Source organism: Idiomarina sp. UBA4520, from assembly GCF_002388365.1.
In the GTDB taxonomy this organism is placed as follows: Bacteria; Pseudomonadota; Gammaproteobacteria; order Enterobacterales; family Alteromonadaceae; genus Idiomarina; species Idiomarina zobellii.
Genome location: NZ_DGMK01000014.1, coordinates 232734 through 255573, shown reverse-complemented (window position 1 = coordinate 255573; position 22840 = coordinate 232734). Strand labels below are relative to the sequence as shown.

Here is a 22840-nt window from a genome sequence, read left to right as displayed (position 1 = left end):
GACGCCTCACCCTACTCGATATGCGCTTTTCTTAGTCGAGCTGTTATTGCTTTTGTCCTGCGCAGGCATCCCCGCAAGCCCGGAGCGGCCCTTTCGGTTAGCAAACCAAACCCCAACCAAAATGGCTGCCATGCCGACACCATGCTGAAGCCAGAAAGGTTCACCGTCTAGTACACCCAGCAAAACCGCAACAACCGGAATAAGGTACGTTACTGAGCTGGTAAATACTGTGTTCGTTAAACGAACCACATGGTTAAAAATAACTAAGGCGCCGGCCGTACCAATAATTCCTAAAACCAATATCGACACTAAAGACAGCATTGCGCCCGGTTGTTGAACTTGCGTCATAAAGTCAGTGCCAGCAAACAGATAAATCGTTGCAGGTACTGCAGCCATTAATAATGAAATGCCGGTTATTGTCAGTGGTGCGAGGTCGGTTATTTTATGCTTTATCAGATTCAGGTTAAGGCCATAGCAAACGGTTGCAGCCATGACTAACAGTGCGTAGAGATTAAAGTTCCAGCCGCCGTTAGCGGATGCGGTAATGAGCAACAGCGTGCCCCTAAACCAATAATAATGCCGATAACTTGAGCAATACGAGCAGACTGGTGAAAAAACAGGGCACCGATAACCAGTGTGGTGATAGGTGTAAGTGCATTCAGCACGCCGGTGACACCGCTGGCCAGTTGCGTTTGTGCAATTGCGAACATGAAAGCCGGTATGAAGCTACCGACTAACCCAACGCTGGCTAATTTCAACCAATGTTTACGCGTTATTTTATTCAAACGCTTCGCAATAAAAGGTGCTAACACAATGCCGGCCGAGCTGATTCTTAGTGCGCCGACTTCCATTGGACCAAAAGCGATAAGCCCCTTTTTAATCAGCAAAAATGAGCTACCCCAAATAAGAGACAGCAGACCTAATAGTAACCAGGCGCTTAATGGGTGTTGGTTATCCGTCATCTTGGCTGCCAAACCACTCGTTAAGTTTGTTTTCAAGCTGCTCGACGCCAATGCGCTTTAATGACGAAAAGGCTTCGACCTGAACATCTCCGTTGAAGGCAATAGCGGCTTGCCGAGCTTGTAGAACGGTTGATTTACGAGCACCTTGCTTTAATTTGTCTGCTTTTGTCAGCAACGCGAGTACAGGAATGCCGCAGTCCGCAGCCCAGTAGATAAGCTCTTGATCAGTTTCACGGAACGGGTGGCGAATATCCATGAGTACCACAATGCCTTTTAAGCTATCGCGCTTTTGCAGATATTCAGCCAATGCTTTTTGCCATTTCTCTTTAACAGCCATAGGGACTTTGGCGAACCCATAACCGGGTAGGTCGATAAGTCTCTCTCCGCTATCGAGCTCAAACACGTTAATTAGCTGCGTACGGCCCGGAGTCTTACTGGTTCTTGCCAGCGACTTCTGCCGTGTAAGCGTGTTGAGAGCGCTTGACTTGCCGGCGTTTGAGCGTCCGGCAAAGGCTATCTCTATTCCCGTATCAGGCGGTAACTTGGTAATATCCGGCGCACTGGTAACAAAGCTGGCGCTTGCGTAGTTCAAAGGTTTCATCGACACAGATAGGGTCACTTATTGGTTAAAAAAGCAAAGACAGACGCCATTATGAATGATCTGAGCACGTCAGCCAACGATGAATTCCAGATAGATTAGCTATTAATCATTTAATCCACACAAGTTTTGTGTAAAATAGCAACCTGTTTAAGGTGATTTGTTGGGGCGCATGGCGCCATCCAGAACAGAAGAGAAGCAAACATGAAAAAATTCGCAATCTTATTGGGACTTTTCTTCGGTACCACGGGTATCGCATTAGCGCAAAGTGGCGATGCCGAAGCTGGTAAAGAGAAATCGCAGGTATGTGCGGCTTGTCATGGGCCCAATGGTGAATCTCCGACCGATATGTACCCGCACCTGGCCGGTCAGCATGAAAAGTATCTGTTAAAGCAATTAAAAGACTTTAAACTGGCGTCTGAAACAGGCGGCGAAGAAGGTCGAAATAACGCCGTAATGATGGGCCAGGTTGCTAGTCTGTCTGAGCAGGACATGGCCGATTTAGCCGCGTTTTACGCGTCACAAGACGAGCCAAAAGGTGAAACGCCTGAAGACTTAATAGCCAGAGGCGAAGACTTCTTCCGTCGTGGTAATCCTGAAAGTAACATCCCGTCATGTGCGGGTTGTCACGGACCTCGTGGTAACGGAATGGGCTTAGCGGCATTCCCTGACATTTCAGGTCAGCACGCAGCTTACACTAAGTCTCAGTTGGAAATGTTCCGCAGCGGCGAACGCGCAAATGACCCTAACGGTATGATGCAAGGCGTTGCTGAAAAGATGACAGATGAAGAAATTGAGCTGATGTCAAAATTCTTAAGTGGATTGTATTAAGCCTCTTAAAAAGTAGATAAACATTCTAAAAGCGGCTCCGGCCGCTTTTTTTATAACTAAACTCATAAGAAGTAAGCTGTTTTTTCCATTGTTAACAAAAAGTAATAAAAAAGTTGGTTTTTAGATCAAGAAAGTTGTTGAATTAATATTTGGTTCAAGTATTGTTAACAACGCTCGAGGACGGTGTAGCCTGACAAAAACAAAAATAATTGGCACAGAGTCCTTGAGAAAATAATAAAAAGACTGTAAAAATACAGCTGACTCGATACAAAAAAATAACAAGAGGTCGAGGAGATTATCGAAAAGTTAGATTTCGTTTTTATAAATGGTCATCTCATTTATCGATAATCCAGGGAGTAAATAGCCGAGAGGCTTGCGGTTGCTCCATTTAATAATAACAACAATAAAACCAGGTTACGGAAGACCGCAATAACAACTCGGAAGCAGTGACAACCATTCTCATAGTAGCAGTGCGCTGCCAATCATATGAGAAAGCAGGCGATGGAAACATCGCCTTTTTTCTTTCTATATCCTCATTACTATTCCAACAATGACGTTATACGCATTATTGCGTTACAATACCCCTATATCTTCATACAGACAGTTTTCCTAACCAGGAGCGACAATGACTCGCCGAAAGAAAACACGTAAGACAGGGCCTTTGGCGCCTTCGAAGCAGCCAAAAGACAAACGCCCAAGTGAGCCAACTACAAAAGGCAAAAAGATAGGTAAAGGTCAGCGTCCGGGTCAGCGGCACTTAGAGAGTCAAAAAAATACACTGACTCACAGTAAAAGTGACGATGAGAAAGATCCTCGCGTTGGTAGCCGCCGTAAAATAGAACTCGTAATGACGCCTGAGCAGGAGCTGCAACAGCTGCAAAATGACGAGCGACTGCAACGTCTGGTCGAGCGATTTGAGGAAGGAGAGACTCTCAACGCTGACGATCAACGCTATTTGGACGAAAAATCAGAGCGTTACGAAACACTTATCAGCAAGCTGGGATACGAGCTTGATGACGACTGGGATGATGAGGAGTACTAATGTCCAGTGAATTACTTTGGGTGATAGCTATAGTTGGGCTCGTTATTATTATTGGGCTTGGGTGGTATGCGGCAACGCTAATGCTACGCTTGCGTGGTCAGAACGACCTGCGCAAAGCGGCTGTACAAAAGCGTGTTGATAGAATTGATGAGAGCATAATTACAATTGCTAAAGCGATGCAGCAAGAGCAATGCCCGCTTTCTGAGGGGTGCCTGCGCATTGTCGTGCTGCTTGATCATAGACCTGAAGCTGTAAAATATGACTACTCGCAGGATTACCCAGCGATGCACGACATGTATGAAAAAATAAAGCACATGCCGACGCATGAAAACCGTAAGAAGTTTCCGAAGAAGAAAATTCGAGAACTTGATGATGAGCGTGAAGGTTATGAGAAAACGATGCGCGACATTATTCTTGCAGACGTCGACAAGCTATTGAAAAACTTTCCCGCCGCCTGAGGAGGCCGCATGGCGTTTTTTAAAGGAATGAAAGAAGACATCGCCAGTGTATTCGAGCGTGATCCAGCTGCGCGAAACACAATGGAGGTGCTGTTCCATTATCCTGGACTGCATGCCATTTGGTTTCACCGCATAAGCCATAAACTCTGGACCTGGAAGCTTTACTGGTTGGCTCGTTTTCTTTCCAACGTCGCGCGCTGGTTGACCGGAATAGAAATCCATCCCGGAGCCAAAATTGGGCGCCGTTTTTTCATTGATCACGGCATGGGTGTCGTTATTGGTGAAACCGCAGAGATTGGTGACGATGTGACCTTGTATCATGGTGTGACTTTAGGGGGCACCAGCTGGCATAAAGGCAAGCGACACCCGACGTTGAAAGATGGCGTTGTTATTGGTGCCGGTGCAAAAGTGTTAGGTCCTTTAACCGTTGGGCAGCAAGCGAGAATTGGCTCGAATGCCGTGGTGGTACGCGATGTTCCTGAGTTAACGACGGTTGTTGGTATTCCTGCTCGCGTGGCGAAGTCGGGTGTCGATAAAGAGACTAGCGAACGTCGGGAGAAAATGGCAAAAGAGTACGGGTTCGATGCTTACGCCATTTCCGCGGATAACCCAGACCCTGTCGCGACGGCAATCGGTCGTATGCTCGACCATGTTCAGGTTCTCGATACAAAAGTTTCGGACTTGTGCCAGGCGGTCAATAAGCTTGGCGGGGATGTGTGTGGTGAAATTCCGGAAGTTGATGTCGATGACGTGGACTTTTTGGAAGAAACAGAGCGCGCCGCTGAGCGACGCACTCACCATAAAGAGCAGGATAACTCTTAGGACTTCAAGTCAAAGCGTTCAATAAGCGAGTAGAGCTGCTTAATGGTTGATTGCAGCTCTGTGCTTGAACTTTGAGTCTGCTCTGACGTAGCCTGAGTAGAACGAGCGGTGTCAGCAATAGACGTGATTTGTTCACTAATGTGTTCAGCAACGCCGCTTTGCTCTTCAACCGCAGACGCCATTTGCGTCGACATATCGGAAATTTCCTGAATCGCCGTTGATATTTCACCTAACGCGGCATCTGCTTCCCGAACCTTATTAACTCCGTCTGCTGCGGCTTCTTCGCCTTTATTGGATACAGATACCGCATTGCTGGCTTTATCGCGCAGCTGTTGAATAACTTGATGAATGCTGTCCGTTGACTGGGTTGTGCGCTGTGCCAGGTTGCGTACTTCGTCGGCGACCACTGAGAAACCCCGGCCGTGCTCACCAGCGCGAGCGGCTTCAATAGCGGCATTAAGCGCCAGCAGGTTTGTTTGGTCAGCAATAGACGAAATTAAATCGGCTGCTTCGCCAATAGCCCCTGTTGACTGATCTAGCTCATGGACTGTTTGAGCAATCTCTTTAACTGCATCGTGCAAGCTGACAATGACGTCACTTGCCTGACGGGCTAAACGGACACTGTTCTCAACGTTCGCATTAGCAGACTCGGCTTGCTGCGCATTACGTTCAACGGTATCAGCGACCTCCTGAATAGCTGAGGACATTTCGTTCATTGCCGTTGCCGTTTGCTCGGTCGATGCTGTTTGTTTGTCAATTTGCGTCTTACTGTCAGCTGCTTGCTGATGCGTGTCTTCTGCAATAGTGAGAAGCCCTGAAACTGCGTCCTTCATGCGGCTTAGTGCGGTTCTATTACGCGCGCCTTCACTTAGCAACTGCATTGCCAGTTTTGCTTCACGACCCTGCATATCAAAATAGGTCATACCGACCAGCTCAGAGTCAAATGCTTCTGGGCGCAGGTTGAGTAGCCCTTGTAGCATACGGCCAATATAGGCGCCGTAAGCAAAGGTCGTTACGGCGGTTGCCGCAAGCGCAATGAGTGCAGAAATAGGCTGTCCCATTAAGGCAATGACGGCACTGGCCACGGCGCCTGGTATTACTACGGGCATCAAGTCTTTGCTGCCAAGCCATAAACGCTGTGCTAAAGGTAATGCGTGCTTGCCTGCGTTTAAGCGATCATAAATGGCTTGCGCGCGTTTTTTACGATTGTCTGATGCGGCGACACGAACGGACTCAAACCCTTTAGGCTTTCCGTCTTCCATAATGGGCGTTACATACGCACTGACCCAATAGTGGTCGCCATTCTTACAACGGTTTTTAACAAGCCCCATCCAGGGTTTACCGCGTTTAATGGTTTTCCACATTTGCTCAAATACGCCGGCAGGCATATCCGGGTGGCGCAGAATGTTGTGTGGCGAACCAATAAGTTCGTCTCGTTTATAACCGCTGACCTTGACGAAGTCCTCATTGCAGTGACGAATAACACCTTTTAGATCTGTCGACGAAATTAGCCGATAGTGTTCGGGAAAGCGGTGTTCTTTGCCGGTAACCGGACCATTATTTTTCATAGCAACCTTTATTACAGAAGTTTGATTAACATCAATATTAGTAAGGTTATCGTATTTTTGAACGGAAAGTTTAGGGGAAGCCGAAATAAATTGCTTAATTGCATAAAAAAACGCCGCTTAAAAAGCGGCGCTTCGAAATTCTTTAAAACGCTTAATGCACAAGGTGCACTAAGAGTTCCTTACATAGGAACTACGTTTTCAGCTTGAGGACCTTTAGGACCTTGAGCAACGGTGAAAGAAACTTGCTGGCCTTCAGCCAAAGTTTTGAAACCGTCTGCTTGGATAGCGCTGAAGTGTACGAATACGTCTGCGCCATTTTCTTGCTCGATGAAACCGAAGCCTTTTGCTTCGTTAAAGAATTTTACTTTACCAGTAGTAGTAGACATGCTGATATTTCCTCGTAGTGCATGTTAAAAACAAAAATGCTCAAAAAACTTGGTATTACTTGGACTTACAAAACGAGGTACAGCAAAAAGGACTTCGTAAATAATCTCAAATCAATAGCCGAAATTTTCTCAGCGGCTTCGAGTATACGCTTAATACAGCCCGAGTCAACAAGACCTTGTTTTATTTTAACCAGTTACGACTAATGTGGCGGAAAGTATCGGTGCCAGACTTCTCAAGCCATTCAAACGCCGCCATTTCGGAGGTAATAATTTCAACGCCCGAGTTTCTCATGCGCTCTATCGCACATTCTTTGTCTGTGGGACGTCGTGAGCCAACAGTGTCAGACGGCAAAAACACCTGGTAGCCGGCGTTTTGCATATCAATGGCGGTTTGCATGACACAAACGTGAGTTTCCATACCCATGACGACAATGTGTTTTTTATTGTATTCACTAAGAACATCGCGAAACGTTTGCTCTTTCAATGCACTGAAGTGCGTTTTCTCAACCACACGACCGGCTTCAATAATTTCCTGCAAAGAGCTGACGGTGTAGCCCAGGCCTTTAGGGTATTGCTCGGTAATTAAAATGGGTACGTCCAGCTGCATAGCAATTTCACCCAGCCAGCGCATACGAGAGGTGACAATGTCTCGCTGGTGAATGGCCGGTAACAGCCGTTCCTGAGCGTCGACAATAAGAAGCAGCGAGTCTTGGGCTGAAAGCAACATGGAATACCTCATTAGCAATGTTTTATTGCATTCTACTTTAGCGGATTAACAAGGCGATTAGCAAAAAGTCGTAACCTGCTTAAAAAGTCCGCAGTAAATTTGCAGTCGTGCCCGCCAATAGCTACAATTCCCGCCTTTCCAAATGCAGATGCACATCCAAAACAGTAAATAAAAGGTGACACCATGGCTCCGGTATTGATTCTAATGGGTTCCCAGTCCGATTGGCCGGTAATGCAAAAAGCAGCAGAAATGCTGGAATCGCTGAACGTAAAGTGGCAGGCGAAGGTCGTTTCTGCGCATCGTACGCCGGACTTACTTAAGTCGACGATGGAACAAGCCGAGCAAGATGGAGTGCCTGTGGTTATTGCCGGCGCCGGCGGCGCTGCTCACTTACCGGGTATGCTGGCGGCTTATACGGCCATTCCGGTGTTTGGTGTGCCGGTTCCAAGCAAGCAGTTAAAAGGTTTAGACAGTTTATTGTCTATTGTGCAAATGCCTAAAGGTGTGGCTGTTGGTACTCTGGCGATTGGTGATGCCGGTGCGGCCAATGCGGGCTTGTTGGCTGCTCAGGTTATTGGCAGCTTTGACAGCGAAGTGCGTAAACGCGTCCATGAATTCCGCAAAGCGCAGAAAGAAAAAGTGATGGCTAACTCAGATTTGGAGCTGCCAAAATGAAAATTTTGATCCTTGGCAACGGGCAGTTAGGCCAAATGCTGGGTAAAGCCGTTATTCAGCAGGGGCATGAATGTGTCTTATACAGTGACCGACTGGATAAGGTGATGGCTCTAGGTAGCCAACAACCTTTGGCAATGACGTTAGCTGAGGCGAATGACTGGGCAGATGTAACCACCTGGGAGCACGAGCATTTAGGCGAAGAGCTGGTTGCTAAAACCGCCGATAAGTTCTTATTAAAAGCAGAGCGTTTCAACGGTTTAGTTGATCGTCGTACGCAAAAAGCGCTTTGTGATGAACTCGATATTCCCACTTCCGCCTGGAAAGCCTATGAGAATGTGGCTGAGCTGACGGCTATTTTAGAAGGCTGCAACCATGCGGTTGTCATTAAGTCGGCGAAAGGCGGCTACGACGGCAAGGGCCAGTGGCGCTGGAAGCCGGGTGAGGACATCGCCGCTGTCGCTGAAGAGGCAGGGCAACGCCCGGGTATTGTTGAAGACATGATTGACTTTACCGACGAGGTTTCTGTTGTGGGAGCTCGCTCACACAAGGGAGAGCAGCGCTGTTTCCCGCTGACATTAAACGTCCATACTCAGGGTATTCTATCTTACAGTCTGGCGGGCGCAGAGCATTTTTCTAAAGCGCTTGAGGCGTTAGCCAAAGAGCATCATAAGAAGCTGACCGACGCGCTGGATTACGTGGGCGTATTAGCTATTGAGTTCTTTGTCGTTGGTGAAGGCGAAAACCAACATTTGCTGGTGAACGAAGTGGCTCCGCGGGTTCACAACTCAGGTCACTGGACGATGAGTGGCGCTAATTGTGACCAGTTCAACCTGCACATTCGCGCCATTACCGGTTTACCGCTGCCCGACTTACTGATAGCCCCCACCTTAATGGTGAACGTAATTGGCGTTGCGGGTATTCCGGAGGCTTTATGGGAAGCGGCAGCTGCTGAATGTCATTGGTATGGCAAGGATGCGCGACCTGGTCGTAAAGTGGGCCATGTGAATATTATGATTGATTCGTTTGAGCGGGGCGAGAATTTAGCCTCTACCTGGGCGGATAAACTGCAACTGTTAGCGAGTTAATACCTGCTTAGATGAGCGGTTAAAACCGCTCATCCAGCCATTTCTGCATATCCTGAACCTGCTCTAAGCACAGAGAGTGCGGCATTGGGTAGGTTTGATACGTCACTGAAAACCCTTTCTCTTTCAAAATTGCACAGGCTTTCTGGCCAAGAACTTCCGGAACCACAGGGTCCTGAGTACCGTGTTGAACCAAAATGGGCAGTTGTGCATTGGCTTCATTTACCTGAATGTCATCGGCTGTAGCAAAGTACGTAGAATGCGCCATTAAACCCGCCAGCGGTTTCGGGTAGGTCAAAGCAGCTTCATAACCCACGGCGCCGCCTTGTGAGAACCCGGCAATAATAATGCGCTTACTGTCGATGCCCTGAGCAATTTGCTCGTCTATCATGGCATGCACTTTGGCCGCCGACTCGCGCAACTGTTCGCTGTCTATCTGGCGGTCGATGCTCATGTCGGTAATGTCGTACCAGGCAGGCATGACCATACCCTGGTTTATGGTAACCGGCATTTGTGGTGCGTGAGGAAACAAAAAGCGAACCTGCGCGTTGGCAAATTTTAAGTGCTCGGTCATAGGGACAAAGTCATTGCCCGAGGCTCCCAGGCCATGCAACCAAATGATAACGGCGTCGGCTGTGCCTGCCGGCTCGTGTTTTATGACTTCCAGAGACATTACTGCTTTCCTATTTCTGCGGCAGGGTAAGAGCCCAGCCAGTGAATGTTGTTCATTTCAGTCAGTTCTTCAAGAGCCAAAGCGACACCTGCTTCACTGCGGTGTCCATCAAAGTCGATAAAGAAATGATAGTCACCAAACTGGCGTCCGGCCGGACGCGATACAATCGAGGTTAAGTTAATTTGCTGTCGCGCAAAAACCTGTAAGCTATCGACTAACAAGCCCGGATGGTCGTTGTCATCAATCAAAAGCAAACTGCTTTTCCAGCGCTTATCTTTATCGAATTCCGGCTCTTCGGATGTGGCTGATAATACCACGAAGCGCGTTTCGTTGTGTGGGTTGTCTGCAATATCACTCTTGAGCATTTGCAGTCCTTCCGGACAGCTCAGGTGTTTCGGAACCACTGCGGCAGAGGGTTCCTTAGCGGCTATCAGTGCCTCCATGGACAACGCGTTACTGGCCGTGTGAATAAGCGGTAAGCCTAAGCTGTGTAAGTATTGGTTGCATTGCCCGGCAGCAACAAACTGTGCCCATACTTGCTGTGGACTGGCGCTGTTACTCAGGCACTGAAAGCTAACCGGAATACGAATTTCCGCCTGAATGCGCAACGGGCGTCGCACCAGATAATCCACTACTGGTGACACAAAACCTTCAGTTAGGTTTTCAATAGGAACAACCGCGGCATCACATTCCTGGCCCACCGCATCCAGACAGCTCACTAAACTGTCTAGTAATTGAATGTAATGCTGTTGGTTTGGTTGGTAAAGCCCAGCGGCAACCTCCGAAAAGGTGCCGGCAGGGCCTAAAGTGGCTAGCTTCATTTCTTATATTGCTCGAACCAGGCCAGTGCATGCTCAATTTTGGCAATCATGTTGGAAGGTCGAGCTGTAACGCCATGAAAAGCGCCCGGAACACGAACCATAGCCGTATCTACTTTTTGTAGCTTTAATGCCTGGTAGAATTGCTCGGTTTCCGATATCGGTGTACGACGATCCTTCTCACCGGTGAACAGCATGACCGGTGTTTCAACGTCACCGACCATAGACAGTGGCGAGCGCTGCCAGTAGTGCTCAAGCTCTTCCCATGGCATACCCGGGAACTGGTTGGTGATTTGGCCAATTGAGCTGTCAGCCGTCAGTACTTTACTGACCCAGTTAATAACCGGGTTAGTGGCGGCAGCAGCGTTGAAGCGATTGGTTAGTCCTACCGCATAGGCTGTGGCGATGCCACCTGCAGAACCGCCGGCAATAAACAGGTTGTCTGAGTCGGCAATGCCTTTATCAATGAGTAAATCAATGCCAGTCATGTGATCAGCAAAGTCATAAGGTGACGAGTAGTTGCCGTCCAGCAGCATGGCAAAGTCTTTACCGTATGAAGTACTGCCGCGGTGGTTTACATAAAGGACCACATAGCCCTCGGCTGCATAGCGCTGGTGTTCAGCGGCAAAATGCGGACCATAAGACAGGTGAGGACCGCCGTGTATTTCTAACAGTAACGGGTACTCCTTATTTTCATCGTAATTCGGCGGAGTAATATACCAGCCATGAATCTCCTGACCGTCATATCGTGACTCATAGCGAATTTCGTGAACTTCACCCAGCTCACGGTGGCCGAGCAGATCTTCATTTAACTGAGTAAACTGAACCGCTTCACCACCTTGTGGCTGATAACCGACATCGGCGGGGCGATATTCGGACCCCTTGGTGTAGGCAATAGCGCCAGTTTTTGAGGCCGTAAACGAGCCCATGGTATAAGGGCGGCTGACATAAACGCCGGAAACGTCATCCACTCGGTTTGTCAGTTCATTGCTTAAAGTGACATCAGCAACAACAGTTTTCCCCTGATCAGCGTATGAAACCGCCAGTGATTCATTGCCAGTCCACTGTGGCGAGCTAAAAGAACGGTCAAAGTCAGCTTGAAGTTCTGTCTCTGAGCGTTCGCTCCAGTCCATGACCCACAATTGTGACTTATGGTAAGGCACCGGCTCGTTCGAGCTGTGTAAGTATGCCAGGCGCTCGCCGTCAGGAGAGAACTGCGGTGACGACTCGCGGCCGGGTTTGTCAGTGACCTGCGCCACTTCTTTTGAGCTCAGGCTGACGCTGTAAAGGTCGCTTTCATTCACCTGATACGCCCAGTCTTCCGAGCGGTTGCCGGAAAATACGATATGGCTGTCGTCCTCGGTCCAGGCCAGTGGACCGCCATGTCGGTAAGGGCCGTCGGTCAGCTGGCGTGCAGTGCCGCCCTCAGCCGGAACCACAAAGAGTTGTGTATGCGCCGGCTCCAGAACGCCTTTACCGTCGCGCTGATAATAAGCTTCTTCAACAATAATCGGCGACTTAGACCACTTTGCGCCTTTCGGCTTCTTCGGTTTTTTTACGCTTTTAGCGAATGGCGTCGGTTCAGCATTCACTGACATGGTGAAAGCCAACTGAGAATCATCGTTAGACCAACTAATGCTACCCGGGCTATTGTTTACGTGAGTGACTTTGGCGGTGCGCTGCTCTTTAATCCAGTGCACATGAATTTGGTTCTTTTCCGAGCGATTAGAGGCAAAAGCAAGGCGGGTACCATCGTTTGACCAAGCTAGGCTACCGTAGCTGAATTCATCGTCAAAAATTGGTAAATGCTGACCGGTTTCGGTATCAATCAGCCATAATGAACGATGAGTATTGTCTTTCATGTCGTCGAAGCTGTTGCGGATGTACGCAATGTACTTACCGTCTGGTGAAATACTGACTTGATTGGCGTATTCCAGCTGGAAAATATCTTCCGCCTGAAAGGTCGTTTTGGCGGTTTCCTGAGCCAAAGCTGGCGCGGAAGTGAAAAGTAGCGCTAAGCTACCTGCGATAACGGATTGCTTTAACCACATTGTTGTTCTCCTTTTGGTTATGGCTTTACGTTACTCAAGCTGACGAAGCGATGCAAAGAGTTCCGTTCAAGTTCGCAGAAAATACGGTAAACTGACACTCTGTTCCCAAAGCAGGTATAAGGAAAACGCATGCATTACCGCCAAACTCGTGCCGAAATATCGACCACAGCAATAGCACATAACGCTCAGTGGGTGCGTAAAACAATGGTGGGTGGCAAGCTTCTGGGAGTGGTAAAAGCAGACGGTTACGGACATGGCGTTGTTCATGCTGCCAATGCGTTAAAGCCGCATGTCGATGGTATGGCGGCTGGTTTCATGGAAGAGGCGTTAGCGGTTCGTGAAGCTGGGTATCAGGGGGCTTTGGTTATTTTGGAAGGCTGCTTCTCGGCGTCAGAGCTGACTGTGTGTGCAGAATATAATTTAAGCCCCGTTGTTCACTGTGAGCAGCAATTGCAGGCTATTGAACAAACTGCGTTAAATAAGCCGCTGTGGGTATGGTTAAAAGTCGATACAGGCATGCACCGCCTGGGTTGGTCTGAAGAACAGGCGCAACAAGTACTGGTGCGGTTAAACGCAAGCCAGAACGTGGCGGGCGTTACCCTCATGTCGCATTTAGCGAATGCTGACGCAGACCATGAACTGAACGCAGAACAAAAGCGACTGTTCTGTCAGCTGTCTGAGAGTACCAAAGGCTATCAAGCACGCAGTTTCCACAATTCAGCGGGCTTATTGAACCCTGAAACCCAGTGGGTGTTGCAAGACAATGATTGGGTTCGGGCAGGGTTGTTGTTGTACGGCGTTAATCCGTCAACGGTTACAGAAGTGCAGTCTAGTTTAAAGCCAGCTATGCGTCTGGTTGCTCCCGTTATTGCGTTGCATAAGCTCGAGAAAGGAGAGTCGGTTGGCTACGGTAGTGCGTGGACAGCTCAACGACCAAGCATTATAGCAACCGTGGCAATGGGCTATGCCGATGGGTATCCGCGCCAGGCTGAAAACGGAACGCCTGCTATGATTCGTGGACAGACCGTTGGTTTAGCCGGTCGTGTATCAATGGATATGCTGACCATAGATGTGACGGATGTTGCCGATGTTCAGATAGGCGACGATGTTGAGCTTTGGGGGCCGAGTGTCGATGTGCGTCGAATTGCCGCATGTGCAGGGACTATTTCCTGGCACTTGCTCACTGGTGTTAGCGTGAGAGTACCCAGGGTTCGGGTTTAAGGTAAGGCACCCATTGGCGGGTGCCTTTTAATGAGAAGCCTGGTGTTGCTTATTGTTCTAACTGATGAACCCACTCAGTTAACAAGCGCACTCCAAAGCCGGTTGGTCCTGCCGGATGAATACCGGTATCTGAACTGACCATCGCGTCAGCGGCCATATCGATATGGATCCAAGGCGTATCACCGGCAAAGTGCTTAAGAAACGCTGCACCGGCCTGTGTGCCCGGAGAGCCAATGTTACGAATATCGGCCAGCGGGCTGTCGATAATGCCGTCATAGCCTTCTAATGGCAGTTCCCAGACTTTCTCACCAGTGACATTGCCAGCCTCGATAATGGCTGAGCGTAAGTCGTCCTCAGATGCAAACAGAGCGGCGTAACCAGTACCCAGGGCGCCAACTTTTGAACCGGTTAATGTCGCAATATTAGCAATGGCACGAGGTTTGAACTTGTCGTTGGCATACCAGTTACCGTCGCCAAGAATTAGACGTCCTTCGGCGTCGGTGTTAGCAATTTCTACCAAAGTACCGTCACCGGCTTTAACGACGTCGCCCGGCAACGTTGCTGAACCTGAAATGAGGTTATGTGACAGTGGTGCTACAGCAACGACATTTACCGGCGCTTCTTGTGCGGCTAGCGCCATAACCGCGCCAATAACGGCTCCAGCGCCGGCTTTGTCGGTCTGCATGCGCAAAATAGAAGAGGAGCTGGTTTTTAAGTTATAGCCACCGGTGTCAAAGGTATTGCCTTTACCGACCAATGCGATTGGGTCAGCGTTACTGCCTTTATAGTGCGCGGCCAGCAGGTAAGAGCCGTGTTGGCTGCCCTGGCTAACGCTGTGAAGCAGGCCCATGCCCATTTCTTTAACTTGCTCAGGCGTGACGATAGTCAGCTCAATGTTTAAGTCTTTCATGGCTTCCTGAGCTAACTTCACAATGGCTTCAGGGTATCCGTCGCTGCCGGGCAGGGCGGTAATGTCGCGGGCAACAAACACGCCTTCAGCAATAGCGCGCGAGGCCAGATATTTTTTCTCTGCCATGTCAGGGCTTTTTACTAACCAATGGTAAGCCGTTTGTGGACGCTCTTTTGGCTCGGACTGATAACGGTCAAAGCGATAGTTGCGCAAGTCGATGCCATGAGCCATGTGCGAACTCAGTTCGGCGGCAATGCCCGGGTTGCTGATTAGGCGTGTGTCGAAAACAACGCTTTCTAGCTCAGGCTTTAAAGCGGCAGCAATAGACGCACCTAACTTCTCCGCTTCAAACCGGGAAAGTTCAGCCGGGTTACCTACGCCCGCCAGAAGCAGGTGATTGGCTTTGGTGCCCTCAGGGGCAATCACTGTTGTTAACTGTGAGGCTTCGCCTTTAAATTCCTCAATCTCTGCAGCACGACTAACGGCATTTACATCAGAGCCTGACCATTCTGGTAGCTCAACTGCCGTACCTTCCGGCACAAAAATAACGCGAGTTTTGGTGTGTTTGTTTTCATCAGAAAAGCTCGTGGACGTGTCCAGGTAGTCACTTGCCAACGCAGGCAGCGACAAAACCGAAGAAACAGCCAGAGCACTCATGACCTGTTTTAACGACATAGTGTTTTCCTTGAATTAGGTTTTCTTGAGTTGTCTGCGTTTACTATAAAACCATAACCCACTGACTGGCAAAACGATTAAGCCCAAGCCCGATAAAAGCACGATGAACAAATAAAAAGCTCCGCCAACCGAGGCCACGTGAGTCGGGTAAATCATATTCGAAACTTGATTACCGAGAGCGGTTTCTCGCTCATCAATAACCTGACTAACCTCTCCGGTTTCAGAGAACTCAATATAGTTGCGGCCATTCGGGTGCCATTCGTTTGCGTGTTTAGCTCTAATTCGCAGCTCTTCCAGATAAAGCAAACGAGCCTCCGCCGTTGGGAGAGCTTGCTTTGCCAGCTCTAGCCGTTGTTGCCAGTTATCGGCAGCCATAGAAGGCGGTACCGGCGTTTCAATTGACTGAGTAAACGGGAGTAGGAAAATTAGTGCTGATTTTACCGGAGCGGCGTACATGATGGCGGTACCGGTGATTAGTACGATAGTGACAGGAACGAAAAGTACAGCACCAATGAACCGATGCAATTGCCATAAGGTTTGGCTACCGCGCTTAGTGAACGGATTAAAAAACCTTACAGACAAAGCGCGCCGAAAACTGCCTCTGCGTGGCCACCAGCGGATTAAGCCTGTACTGATGAGGACGAGGCTTAATAAGCCCAAAATTCCCAGAATATCTTTACCCAGTTCGTTGAGTGCCAAGTGATGGTGCAACTCAACAAGCCAGCTTGTGAGATCCCCTAAATACTCTCGTTCAAGCAGCAGATTGCCGTTGGCGTCGTAGTAAAAGTGTGTTTTGTCCGCGTTAACCACTTCGAGCCAGGGACGGTCGGCAGTTGGCATGAGGGCGTAGCCGTTATTGAACTGATCTAAAATGGCTGCAGCAGTTGTCATTTCAACGGGCTGCGCTAAATTGAGTTGTGGATAAAAAATCTGCAGTAGGTCATTTTTGTAGAGTAGCAGCGAACCACTTACTGCCATCAATAAAAGCCAAAGGCTGAGCGTTAAGCCCAGCCATCGGTGCCATTGAGTTAGTGTAGGCAGCTTGTGTTTAAGCGACATGGCTTACCATTGGTAATTCCAGGTAAAGCTAATGGTGCGTCCGCGACCCGTGAAGTTACGGTTATCGCCGCCGACCGTCTGCGCGTAATAGGTGAAGTAGTACTTATCGAATAAGTTCTCAATACCCAGCGAGAATTGACCCATATCGCGAGTTTCGACCAGGACGGTTGCATCGACTGTGTTGTAACCATCGAAGTTGTTGATGGCGTCTTCACCGCTGTAAATGTCACGGTCGAATAGCTTATTCCATTGTACCCGGCTGCTTACCATGCCAGTCCACTGTTGTGACCAGAACAGGTTGGCGCGCTTCGGAGCAATGTTACGGCCGCCTAGCTTAGTGTCGACTGAGCCGTCATCGTTGCTGTCATACTCGCCATTGGTGTCAGCGTAGTTCAGTCCTAAAGCAGTATCATTGGATAGCGCATATTGGGTACTAAACTCAATACCGTCAATTTCAGTCTTTTCACGCTGAACACTGTAAAAACCATCAGCATCGGGTTGTAGGCGAGCGCCCAGGTCAGAGCTTGAGCGGAAATAGCTCAGTGAGGCATTCCATGCATTGCCCTGATACTCAATGCCGACTTCCTCGTTGTCAGCGATAACCGGTTGCAGATCCAGGAAGCTGCTAACACTTAAGTCAGGTGTTGAAATGCCGCGCAATACACGACCAACGTCGGGCATGCTGAAGCCTTCAGAATAACTTGCGAAGACACGCCATTCGTCGTTCAGAGCATAAACAGCGCCCAAATTACCCAGTAACTCGTTAAAGCTTGGTTCACCGCCTTCAACGAAGACAGACCCGTAAGATGCCAACGTGGTGAAGTCATCGGCTTTTAATTTTCCGTATTCATAGCGTAAGCCGCCGCTTAAAGTCAGACCGTTTGCTTGATAGCGCAGTTGCGCATATGGTGCCCAGTTTTCGAATTCCGTTGCCGGTACCCATTTACGACCTGTTTGAGCCAGCTCCTGGAAAGTTTCGTCGGATAAAAAATCGAGCCCAGCGCTAAAAGATACAGGCGATTGCTGAATGTTGTTCCAGTTGAGTGTTAAGCGTGAACCATATTTACGCGAGTCGTTGCGTGACTGGTCAAAAATTTCGTCGCCGTATGCAGGATCCTGAAACGTTGCATAGGTCCCACCCCCGTATAGAGCGGAAAAGTCCTGGAAGAACAGCTGCCAATTTAGGTCGGCCATTAAGAAGTCGCTGTTGCTGTAAGTCAGACTTGAAGTGGTAACTTCGTTTTCGGGGGCCTCGCCCGGATATTCACCTTTAACGGATAACGCGGGGATGCCTTCAGCGCGGTTTCCGTCAATAGAGTAGTAGTCACCGTTGCCCGACATATCAAAGCGGTTGAGCATAAACTCAAGACGCTGTTTGCTATCTATGTCGTAGCCGATTTTCGTGAACAAGTCGTAACTTTTGGAATCCATGGTGTCGCCTTGAGTGGTATCAACACCAATCAATTGACCTTTTCCGTCCACATACATGCCGGTGTCACGGTATTGGGCGCCAAAAATTACATCCCATTGACCGCTGCCATGGCGTAGAAGGTAGCCAGCCTGATAGCTCAACCCTTCTGAGACTTCTGAATCTGGTGCGCTAAAGCCGGCGTTGACTTCGTGGCTCGTTCCGTCTTCGGCTTTTTTAGTAACGATGTTAATGATACCGCCGCTGGCGCCCATACCTTGAATCGCGCTGGCGCCGTGAATAACCTCAACGCGCTCAATCATGAAAGGGTCGATGGTGTAGGCGGCACGAGAGCCATTACGCAGAGGGTTTGATTGAGGCACACCGTCGATAAGGTATAAAGGGTCACGACCGCGTAGGGTTTCGCCTGAGCTTGTCAGTTTTTGACGAGACGGTGAATAAGCCGGAATCAGGTTGCCAAGGATGTCTGATAAAGATTCAGCTACGCTTAATTGCTGGCGCAGTTCCTCACCTTCAATAACCGAAACGGTAGCCGGAATAGCACTTTGCGGAGTGCTGGTGCGGGTTGCTTTAATTTCGATGGTTTCATCAACTTTCGCTTGTTGTGCAAACGCAGAACCAGAGATAGCGGCGAGGATTGCAAGGGCAAGAGACTTCTTAAACATGAGAATCCTTATCATTTAAATAATTTGGCGCCAATGATAACGATTCGCATTCTAGTGTCAATAAAAACTTAACTTAGTTTTCGCTATAGTTGATATCGGTAAAAGTTAATTCGGTTGTGGTAGTCTGTTAGAAAACAAGAAAAAGGTTAGATCATCATGAAAACGCTATCCAAAATTTTGTGTGTTAGTGCCATTGCTGGCGCTTTAGTGGCTTGCTCTGACCGCGCAAAGGTCGAGCCAGAAGAAGGTACTTCACTCGAGCAAAAAATTCGTCAAACCGCCAAACAGTCTCTGGATGCTTTTAACATTCCGGGCCTTGCGGTTGTTGCAGTAAAAGACGGAGAAGTGGTTTTAGCGGAAGGTTTTGGTGTGCGCGATATGGAGTCGCAGCAACCGGTTACGCCAACCACCTTGTTTGGCATAGCTTCTCATACCAAGGCATTTACCGCTGCGGCTATGGCGACTCTGGTTGAGCAGGGCAAGTTAGACTGGAATGACAAAGTCATTGAACACTTACCCAGTTTTAAACTGGCAGACCCGTACATTACTCGCGAACTGACCATTCGAGACTTACTGAGTCACCGCTCTGGTCTTGGGCTAGGTGCCGGTGATCTGATGATTTGGCCGAACACCGATAAAACCACAGATGAAGTGATTGCCGGGTTGGCGAATGTGCCTATTCAACACGGTTTTCGCGAACGCTTTGACTACAACAATTTAATGTTTGTGACAGCCGGCGAGGTGATCAGCGAAGTATCGGGTATGCCGTATCATCAGTACGTTGAACAAACACTGTTTGAACCGATGCAAATGGATGAAAGTACCATTGGTTTTTCCCGTATTGATGAAAGCTATGACAATGTAGCCGTCGGCACCATTGAAATGGAAGGCGAACTACACCGCTTTCCGCTCGACTTTTTGGAAGACTTTTCTGCCGCTGGCGCAACGGCAGCAAGTGTTGATGATATGAGCCGTTGGCTGCTGACTTTGCTGAATGAAGGCGAAACACCGACCGACAAACGCTTGTTAAAGGAAGAGTCGCTGCATGACATGTGGCAACTGACTACGCCACTGCCGGTATCGGCTAACGCTGCAGAGCAGGGTACCTACTTCCGTGGTTATGGTTTGGGCTGGTTTGTGAAGGACTACTACGGCGTTAAGCACGTGTCGCACAGTGGCGGTATTCTGGGCATGCTGTCTTTCACAACGGTTATTCCGGAAAAAGAGTTTGCTATTACCGTTCTGAGTAACCAGCAGGCGTTTGGTGCGTTAACCGCAATAGTGCAAGAGTCTCTGGAAGAAGTCCTGGATGTGCCGGACCAGGACTGGGTGGCAAAGGAAAGTAAGAAATATCATGAATTCATTCAGAAAAAAGCGGGTTTTAAAGTAGAAGCCGTTGATGATCCGCAGCCATCGCTGGCGTTATCGAAATATGCGGGAACCTATAAAGATGCTTGGTACGGCGATGTCGTTATTTCTGAGCAGGATGATACGCTGCGTATAGACTTTACGCACACCGATATGCTGAAAGGCTCACTGGAGCATTACAACGGTAATACCTTTATTGTGCGCTGGGATGAAGCCTTGTTAGAAGCCGATGCCTTTATTGATTTTAATGTGAATAGAAACAACGAAATAAAGACGGCAACAATGGAAGCAGTGGCGGACTTCACTGACTTTAGTTTTGACTTTCATAACCTGAAACTGGAAAAGCAGTAACCTCGCCAACTCTGGACATAGCGGGGGCCAGTCCCTATAATGCCCTCGCTTTCCAAAGTATGCGCACCCTTAGCTCAGCTGGATAGAGCGTTGCCCTCCGGAGGCAAAGGTCATAGGTTCGACTCCTATAGGGTGCGCCATATTCTATGGAGCCCACGTCGTTAGTAACCACTAACAAGAAATGTTCTGTGACATATACGTGACAAATCTGTGACAAAAAGTCCCACACAAGTGTTTGAGAAAGTTGGTTTTTGACCTTTGCCTGCTCAACTTTACTAAGTGTCTAAAGTTTCGGTTAACTTTTCAAGTTGCCAGTTATATTCTTTGGGATTATTCGCTCTAAACTTTTTCAAGTTGAGCTGCTTCCACCTCACAGATGGAAACCTCTCAAAGTCGTAAACAGACCAGTCAGGTTGCAGCTGGTTGAACTTGAGCAGAAAGCTTCTATCTGTTGCGTCTAAATTATCTTTGATTGTGTCGATGAGTTTGAGCCTTGTGTCCTCGTAATCAGCGTAATTAAAAGCATGATTTGTCATCCCTGCAAACTGATTTTCAAAAGTTGATTGTTGACTGAGTAAATTTGGCTCGAGCATCTCGTGGGTGGGACGGTTGCTGCTAATCAGAGCGAATAGAAAGCCGCGTTTAATTTCGTTGGTAAACCCTATGTTTTTTAATAATAACATCGTATCAAAGAGGTCTCGTGGGTGCTGTCTATCCAGAGCTGCACAGAGCTTACCACCATACATCTGACCAAGAGGGACTATGGGCATGGCACAGAATACATCATATTGTTTTTGTGCAGACTCGCAAAGTGGTGCTCTGACTGCGGGATTCAACAACCCGCGGCCTACCATGTTCACTTCAACCTTGACCTGCACGTCTCGTTCACTGATCTGAAGTTTACAGACATTGGGCTTATGCTGAACACGTATGGATGGGCTCAGTCGTTCAATACTCTCTTTTATGCGAAGCAGTGCTCCATTGATGGAATCTATCGTTTCAACTCGCTCTGCGATTTCAACGTAAGTTAAATCAATGTCTACGGATAATCTTGGCATGTCTTGAACAAACAAGTTAATAGCCGTGCCACCATGCATCGCAAAACAATCTTCTTTAGCTATTTCTGGTAGTACATCCAAAAGTAGCCTCACTTGCTTTTTGTAGATTTCATTCATTCCATTGACCCCAGCTCCTTAGGTACGGTTATCTGGTATTTAGCCACGTAAACACCATCGACTACTATAGCGCGCTTGCCTGAGCCTAGGTTAACGTTATCCAAATTAAGATATTGCACCCATTCATGATCAGCTTTGTCGGCCAGATAAAGAAATAAACGCTTAACTTTTACTGAATTACAGGCTTCTAATAGCTTTTGCACCGATGCCGGCCGCAGATTGTTCAGCCCCTCCATTAACTCATAAGCTTCCGTTAATGATTGTGACTTTGGTGCCAGGTATAAACATTCCATGATAGCGCGCGCTGGGTCAGATACCTTCACCTTAAACTGTTTATGCGATATTTCGGTTAAGCCAAGCTCTGGTGGTAAGAAGTTAGTAAGGGCGGATTGTACGTTAAGACCCCAGTCTCGCTTTTTAAACCAAAGGGGTAGGTGCTCGCCTTGCCTGCCGAATAACTGAGCATGTTTTGGGGATAGCTCAAGGTAATGGGCTTTGCCCTGCAATGCCAAAGCAGTTTTACCGCCAGGATGAATCGATAGTCCTAGCTGGGTTTGCATTGCATATACGGCCCCCAGGTAATCGACTTGGTCGCCAAAGCGGATTAATGCACCCGTACCGACAGATTCAAACCACTGACTGTTCTTATAACGCTTTTGCAGTTCGTTGCTGTAACCGTTGTCTACAAGCCAGGACGAGCAAAGCACAACCCCAGCAGGTTGGGCTCTGAGTAGTTTGTTCAATTTTGATGATAATTCGGTACCCATAGTGCCGCTTTACGTTAATTTATAAACCAAATTACCATGAGTTTATATTAATTTACATTAGGGGTCTATCAGTACCCAAAAACACTAAATTTTAAACTGTGACGAGTAGATTGATGCTCAGCCATAAAAACACGCATATCATCTAGTTAGCTTTCTTTTTCCATCCCCCTCGATGACCGAACATTTCCAGACTAACGTTTCATCAGCTAAACTCAGCTTGCCACTGCACATTAATAATGCACTACAACATTAAAAGGCGGATGAGTGCTTAAACCCAAAATTTTGTTTCCTCAGCAGTTTATTCACAAACACCCTATTCATCATGGGGAAGAGTTTGGCGTGCTGTGTTGGAATACGCAAAAATTGACCGAGAAGCCAGAGTTTCAACGTACCTTAGCAGGCGTTTTAACAGACTATCCGAGTTTGTTTTTGCTATTTCAGGAGGTGAAGCTGAGTGCAAAAAATAATTGGCTGCTGCCGAGCTGGTCTTATGCGGTGGCGCCGAATATGCAAACCCGGCGCTCTGT

General features: G+C 48.3%; 22 protein-coding genes, 1 tRNA gene and 1 pseudogene. 10 read left to right on the top strand and 14 right to left on the bottom strand.

Annotated elements, in window-relative coordinates; all coding sequences use genetic code 11:
• Window positions 1–6: 6 nt before the first annotated feature.
• The 3 genes from B3850_RS07065 to yihA are packed head-to-tail and all read right to left on the bottom strand — an operon-like array spanning window position 7 to window position 1563.
• The gene (locus tag B3850_RS07065; protein WP_286876198.1) at window positions 7–552 is read right to left on the bottom strand and encodes a DMT family transporter; all 546 of its coding nucleotides are present in this window, start codon (window positions 550–552) and stop codon (window positions 7–9) included.
• Window positions 495–962: a DMT family transporter gene (locus tag B3850_RS07060; protein ID WP_286876201.1), complete on the bottom strand. Its 468-nt coding sequence runs from the start codon at window positions 960–962 to the stop codon at window positions 495–497. The genes B3850_RS07065 and B3850_RS07060 overlap by 58 nt, the downstream gene beginning before the upstream one ends.
• Entirely contained in the window at window positions 952–1563 is a 612-nt protein-coding gene (yihA, locus tag B3850_RS07055) for a ribosome biogenesis GTP-binding protein YihA/YsxC (protein ID WP_380298940.1), read from the bottom strand. The genes B3850_RS07060 and yihA overlap by 11 nt, the downstream gene beginning before the upstream one ends.
• Window positions 1564–1764: 201 nt before the next feature.
• Here yihA and B3850_RS07050 point away from each other — a divergent pair, with 201 nt between their 5' ends.
• The 4 genes from B3850_RS07050 (at window position 1765) to cysE (ending at window position 4713) form a co-directional block, all read left to right on the top strand.
• Window positions 1765–2391 (top strand): c-type cytochrome, encoded by a 627-nt coding sequence (locus tag B3850_RS07050; protein ID WP_053954122.1) that lies wholly within the window; start codon window positions 1765–1767, stop codon window positions 2389–2391.
• A gap of 625 nt (window positions 2392–3016) precedes the next feature.
• Window positions 3017–3433, top strand: coding sequence for a GTPase-activating protein (locus B3850_RS07045; protein ID WP_053954123.1), 417 nt, complete (start codon window positions 3017–3019; stop codon window positions 3431–3433).
• Complete coding sequence (locus B3850_RS07040; RefSeq protein ID WP_286876204.1) at window positions 3433–3891, top strand: DUF2489 domain-containing protein; 459 nt, start codon at window positions 3433–3435, stop codon at window positions 3889–3891. The genes B3850_RS07045 and B3850_RS07040 overlap by 1 nt, the downstream gene beginning before the upstream one ends.
• A gap of 9 nt (window positions 3892–3900) precedes the next feature.
• Window positions 3901–4713, top strand: coding sequence for a serine O-acetyltransferase (gene cysE, locus B3850_RS07035; protein WP_286911571.1), 813 nt, complete (start codon window positions 3901–3903; stop codon window positions 4711–4713).
• Here cysE and B3850_RS07030 read toward each other — a convergent pair.
• The 3 genes from B3850_RS07030 to B3850_RS07020 all read right to left on the bottom strand — a co-directional run bounded on the left by B3850_RS07030 (window position 4710) and on the right by B3850_RS07020 (window position 7394).
• Window positions 4710–6281 carry a methyl-accepting chemotaxis protein gene (locus B3850_RS07030; RefSeq protein WP_286911570.1) on the bottom strand — a complete coding sequence of 524 codons (1572 nt, stop codon included), beginning with the start codon at window positions 6279–6281 and terminating at the stop codon, window positions 4710–4712. The two genes, cysE and B3850_RS07030, sit on opposite strands and share 4 nt — an antisense overlap.
• A 179-nt stretch (window positions 6282–6460) precedes the next feature.
• Window positions 6461–6667, bottom strand: coding sequence for a cold-shock protein (locus tag B3850_RS07025; RefSeq protein WP_006954095.1), 207 nt, complete (start codon window positions 6665–6667; stop codon window positions 6461–6463).
• Between the two features lie 181 nt (window positions 6668–6848).
• A complete protein-coding gene (locus B3850_RS07020) occupies window positions 6849–7394 on the bottom strand; it encodes a hydrolase (RefSeq protein WP_053954127.1) in 546 nt (181 codons plus the stop codon).
• Between the two features lie 183 nt (window positions 7395–7577).
• On the opposite strand from B3850_RS07020, the gene purE reads away from it, so the two are divergent.
• The gene (gene purE, locus B3850_RS07015) at window positions 7578–8069 is read left to right on the top strand and encodes a 5-(carboxyamino)imidazole ribonucleotide mutase (protein WP_053954128.1); all 492 of its coding nucleotides are present in this window, start codon (window positions 7578–7580) and stop codon (window positions 8067–8069) included.
• On the top strand, window positions 8066–9154 hold the full coding sequence (locus tag B3850_RS07010; RefSeq protein ID WP_286876211.1) for an ATP-grasp domain-containing protein: 1089 nt from the start codon (window positions 8066–8068) through the stop codon (window positions 9152–9154). Before purE ends, B3850_RS07010 begins: the two co-directional genes overlap by 4 nt.
• A 19-nt stretch (window positions 9155–9173) precedes the next feature.
• On the opposite strand, the gene B3850_RS07005 is transcribed toward B3850_RS07010, so the two are convergent.
• From B3850_RS07005 to B3850_RS06995, 3 genes are read right to left on the bottom strand one after another with little or no spacing between them, the layout of a single operon-like run.
• On the bottom strand, window positions 9174–9824 hold the full coding sequence (locus tag B3850_RS07005) for an alpha/beta hydrolase (protein ID WP_199493947.1): 651 nt from the start codon (window positions 9822–9824) through the stop codon (window positions 9174–9176).
• Window positions 9824–10645 carry a prephenate dehydratase gene (locus tag B3850_RS07000; RefSeq protein ID WP_286911569.1) on the bottom strand — a complete coding sequence of 274 codons (822 nt, stop codon included), beginning with the start codon at window positions 10643–10645 and terminating at the stop codon, window positions 9824–9826. The genes B3850_RS07005 and B3850_RS07000 overlap by 1 nt, the downstream gene beginning before the upstream one ends.
• Window positions 10642–12693, bottom strand: coding sequence for a S9 family peptidase (locus B3850_RS06995; protein WP_286911567.1), 2052 nt, complete (start codon window positions 12691–12693; stop codon window positions 10642–10644). The genes B3850_RS07000 and B3850_RS06995 overlap by 4 nt, the downstream gene beginning before the upstream one ends.
• A 129-nt stretch (window positions 12694–12822) precedes the next feature.
• On the opposite strand from B3850_RS06995, the gene alr reads away from it, so the two are divergent.
• Window positions 12823–13914 carry an alanine racemase gene (gene alr, locus B3850_RS06990; protein WP_286876218.1) on the top strand — a complete coding sequence of 364 codons (1092 nt, stop codon included), beginning with the start codon at window positions 12823–12825 and terminating at the stop codon, window positions 13912–13914.
• Between the two features lie 49 nt (window positions 13915–13963).
• On the opposite strand, the gene B3850_RS06985 is transcribed toward alr, so the two are convergent.
• Genes B3850_RS06985 through B3850_RS06975 form a run of 3 tightly spaced genes read right to left on the bottom strand, consistent with a single transcriptional unit; the run spans window position 13964 to window position 18652 of the window.
• Window positions 13964–15499: a leucyl aminopeptidase family protein gene (locus B3850_RS06985; protein WP_286876220.1), complete on the bottom strand. Its 1536-nt coding sequence runs from the start codon at window positions 15497–15499 to the stop codon at window positions 13964–13966.
• Between the two features lie 15 nt (window positions 15500–15514).
• Complete coding sequence (locus B3850_RS06980) at window positions 15515–16558, bottom strand: PepSY-associated TM helix domain-containing protein (RefSeq protein WP_286911566.1); 1044 nt, start codon at window positions 16556–16558, stop codon at window positions 15515–15517.
• Window positions 16559–16561: 3 nt separating this feature from the next.
• Window positions 16562–18652: a TonB-dependent receptor gene (locus B3850_RS06975; RefSeq protein ID WP_286876227.1), complete on the bottom strand. Its 2091-nt coding sequence runs from the start codon at window positions 18650–18652 to the stop codon at window positions 16562–16564.
• 156 nt (window positions 18653–18808) lie between these two features.
• On the opposite strand from B3850_RS06975, the gene B3850_RS06970 reads away from it, so the two are divergent.
• Both B3850_RS06970 and B3850_RS06965 read left to right on the top strand, forming a co-directional pair.
• A complete protein-coding gene (locus tag B3850_RS06970) occupies window positions 18809–20371 on the top strand; it encodes a serine hydrolase (RefSeq protein WP_286876229.1) in 1563 nt (520 codons plus the stop codon).
• 63 nt (window positions 20372–20434) lie between these two features.
• Window positions 20435–20511: transfer RNA gene (locus B3850_RS06965), tRNA-Arg, on the top strand.
• 135 nt (window positions 20512–20646) lie between these two features.
• Here the strand turns inward: B3850_RS06965 and B3850_RS06960 are convergent.
• Window positions 20647–21546, bottom strand: a complete 900-nt coding sequence (locus B3850_RS06960; protein WP_286876232.1) for a nucleotidyl transferase AbiEii/AbiGii toxin family protein — start codon at window positions 21544–21546, stop codon at window positions 20647–20649.
• Window positions 21543–22313, bottom strand: a complete 771-nt coding sequence (locus tag B3850_RS06955; RefSeq protein WP_286876234.1) for a type IV toxin-antitoxin system AbiEi family antitoxin — start codon at window positions 22311–22313, stop codon at window positions 21543–21545. The genes B3850_RS06960 and B3850_RS06955 overlap by 4 nt, the downstream gene beginning before the upstream one ends.
• Before the next feature lie 264 nt (window positions 22314–22577).
• Between B3850_RS06955 and B3850_RS06950 the strand changes: the two are divergent.
• Window positions 22578–22840, top strand: a pseudogene (locus B3850_RS06950) (hypothetical protein); the annotation flags it as partial.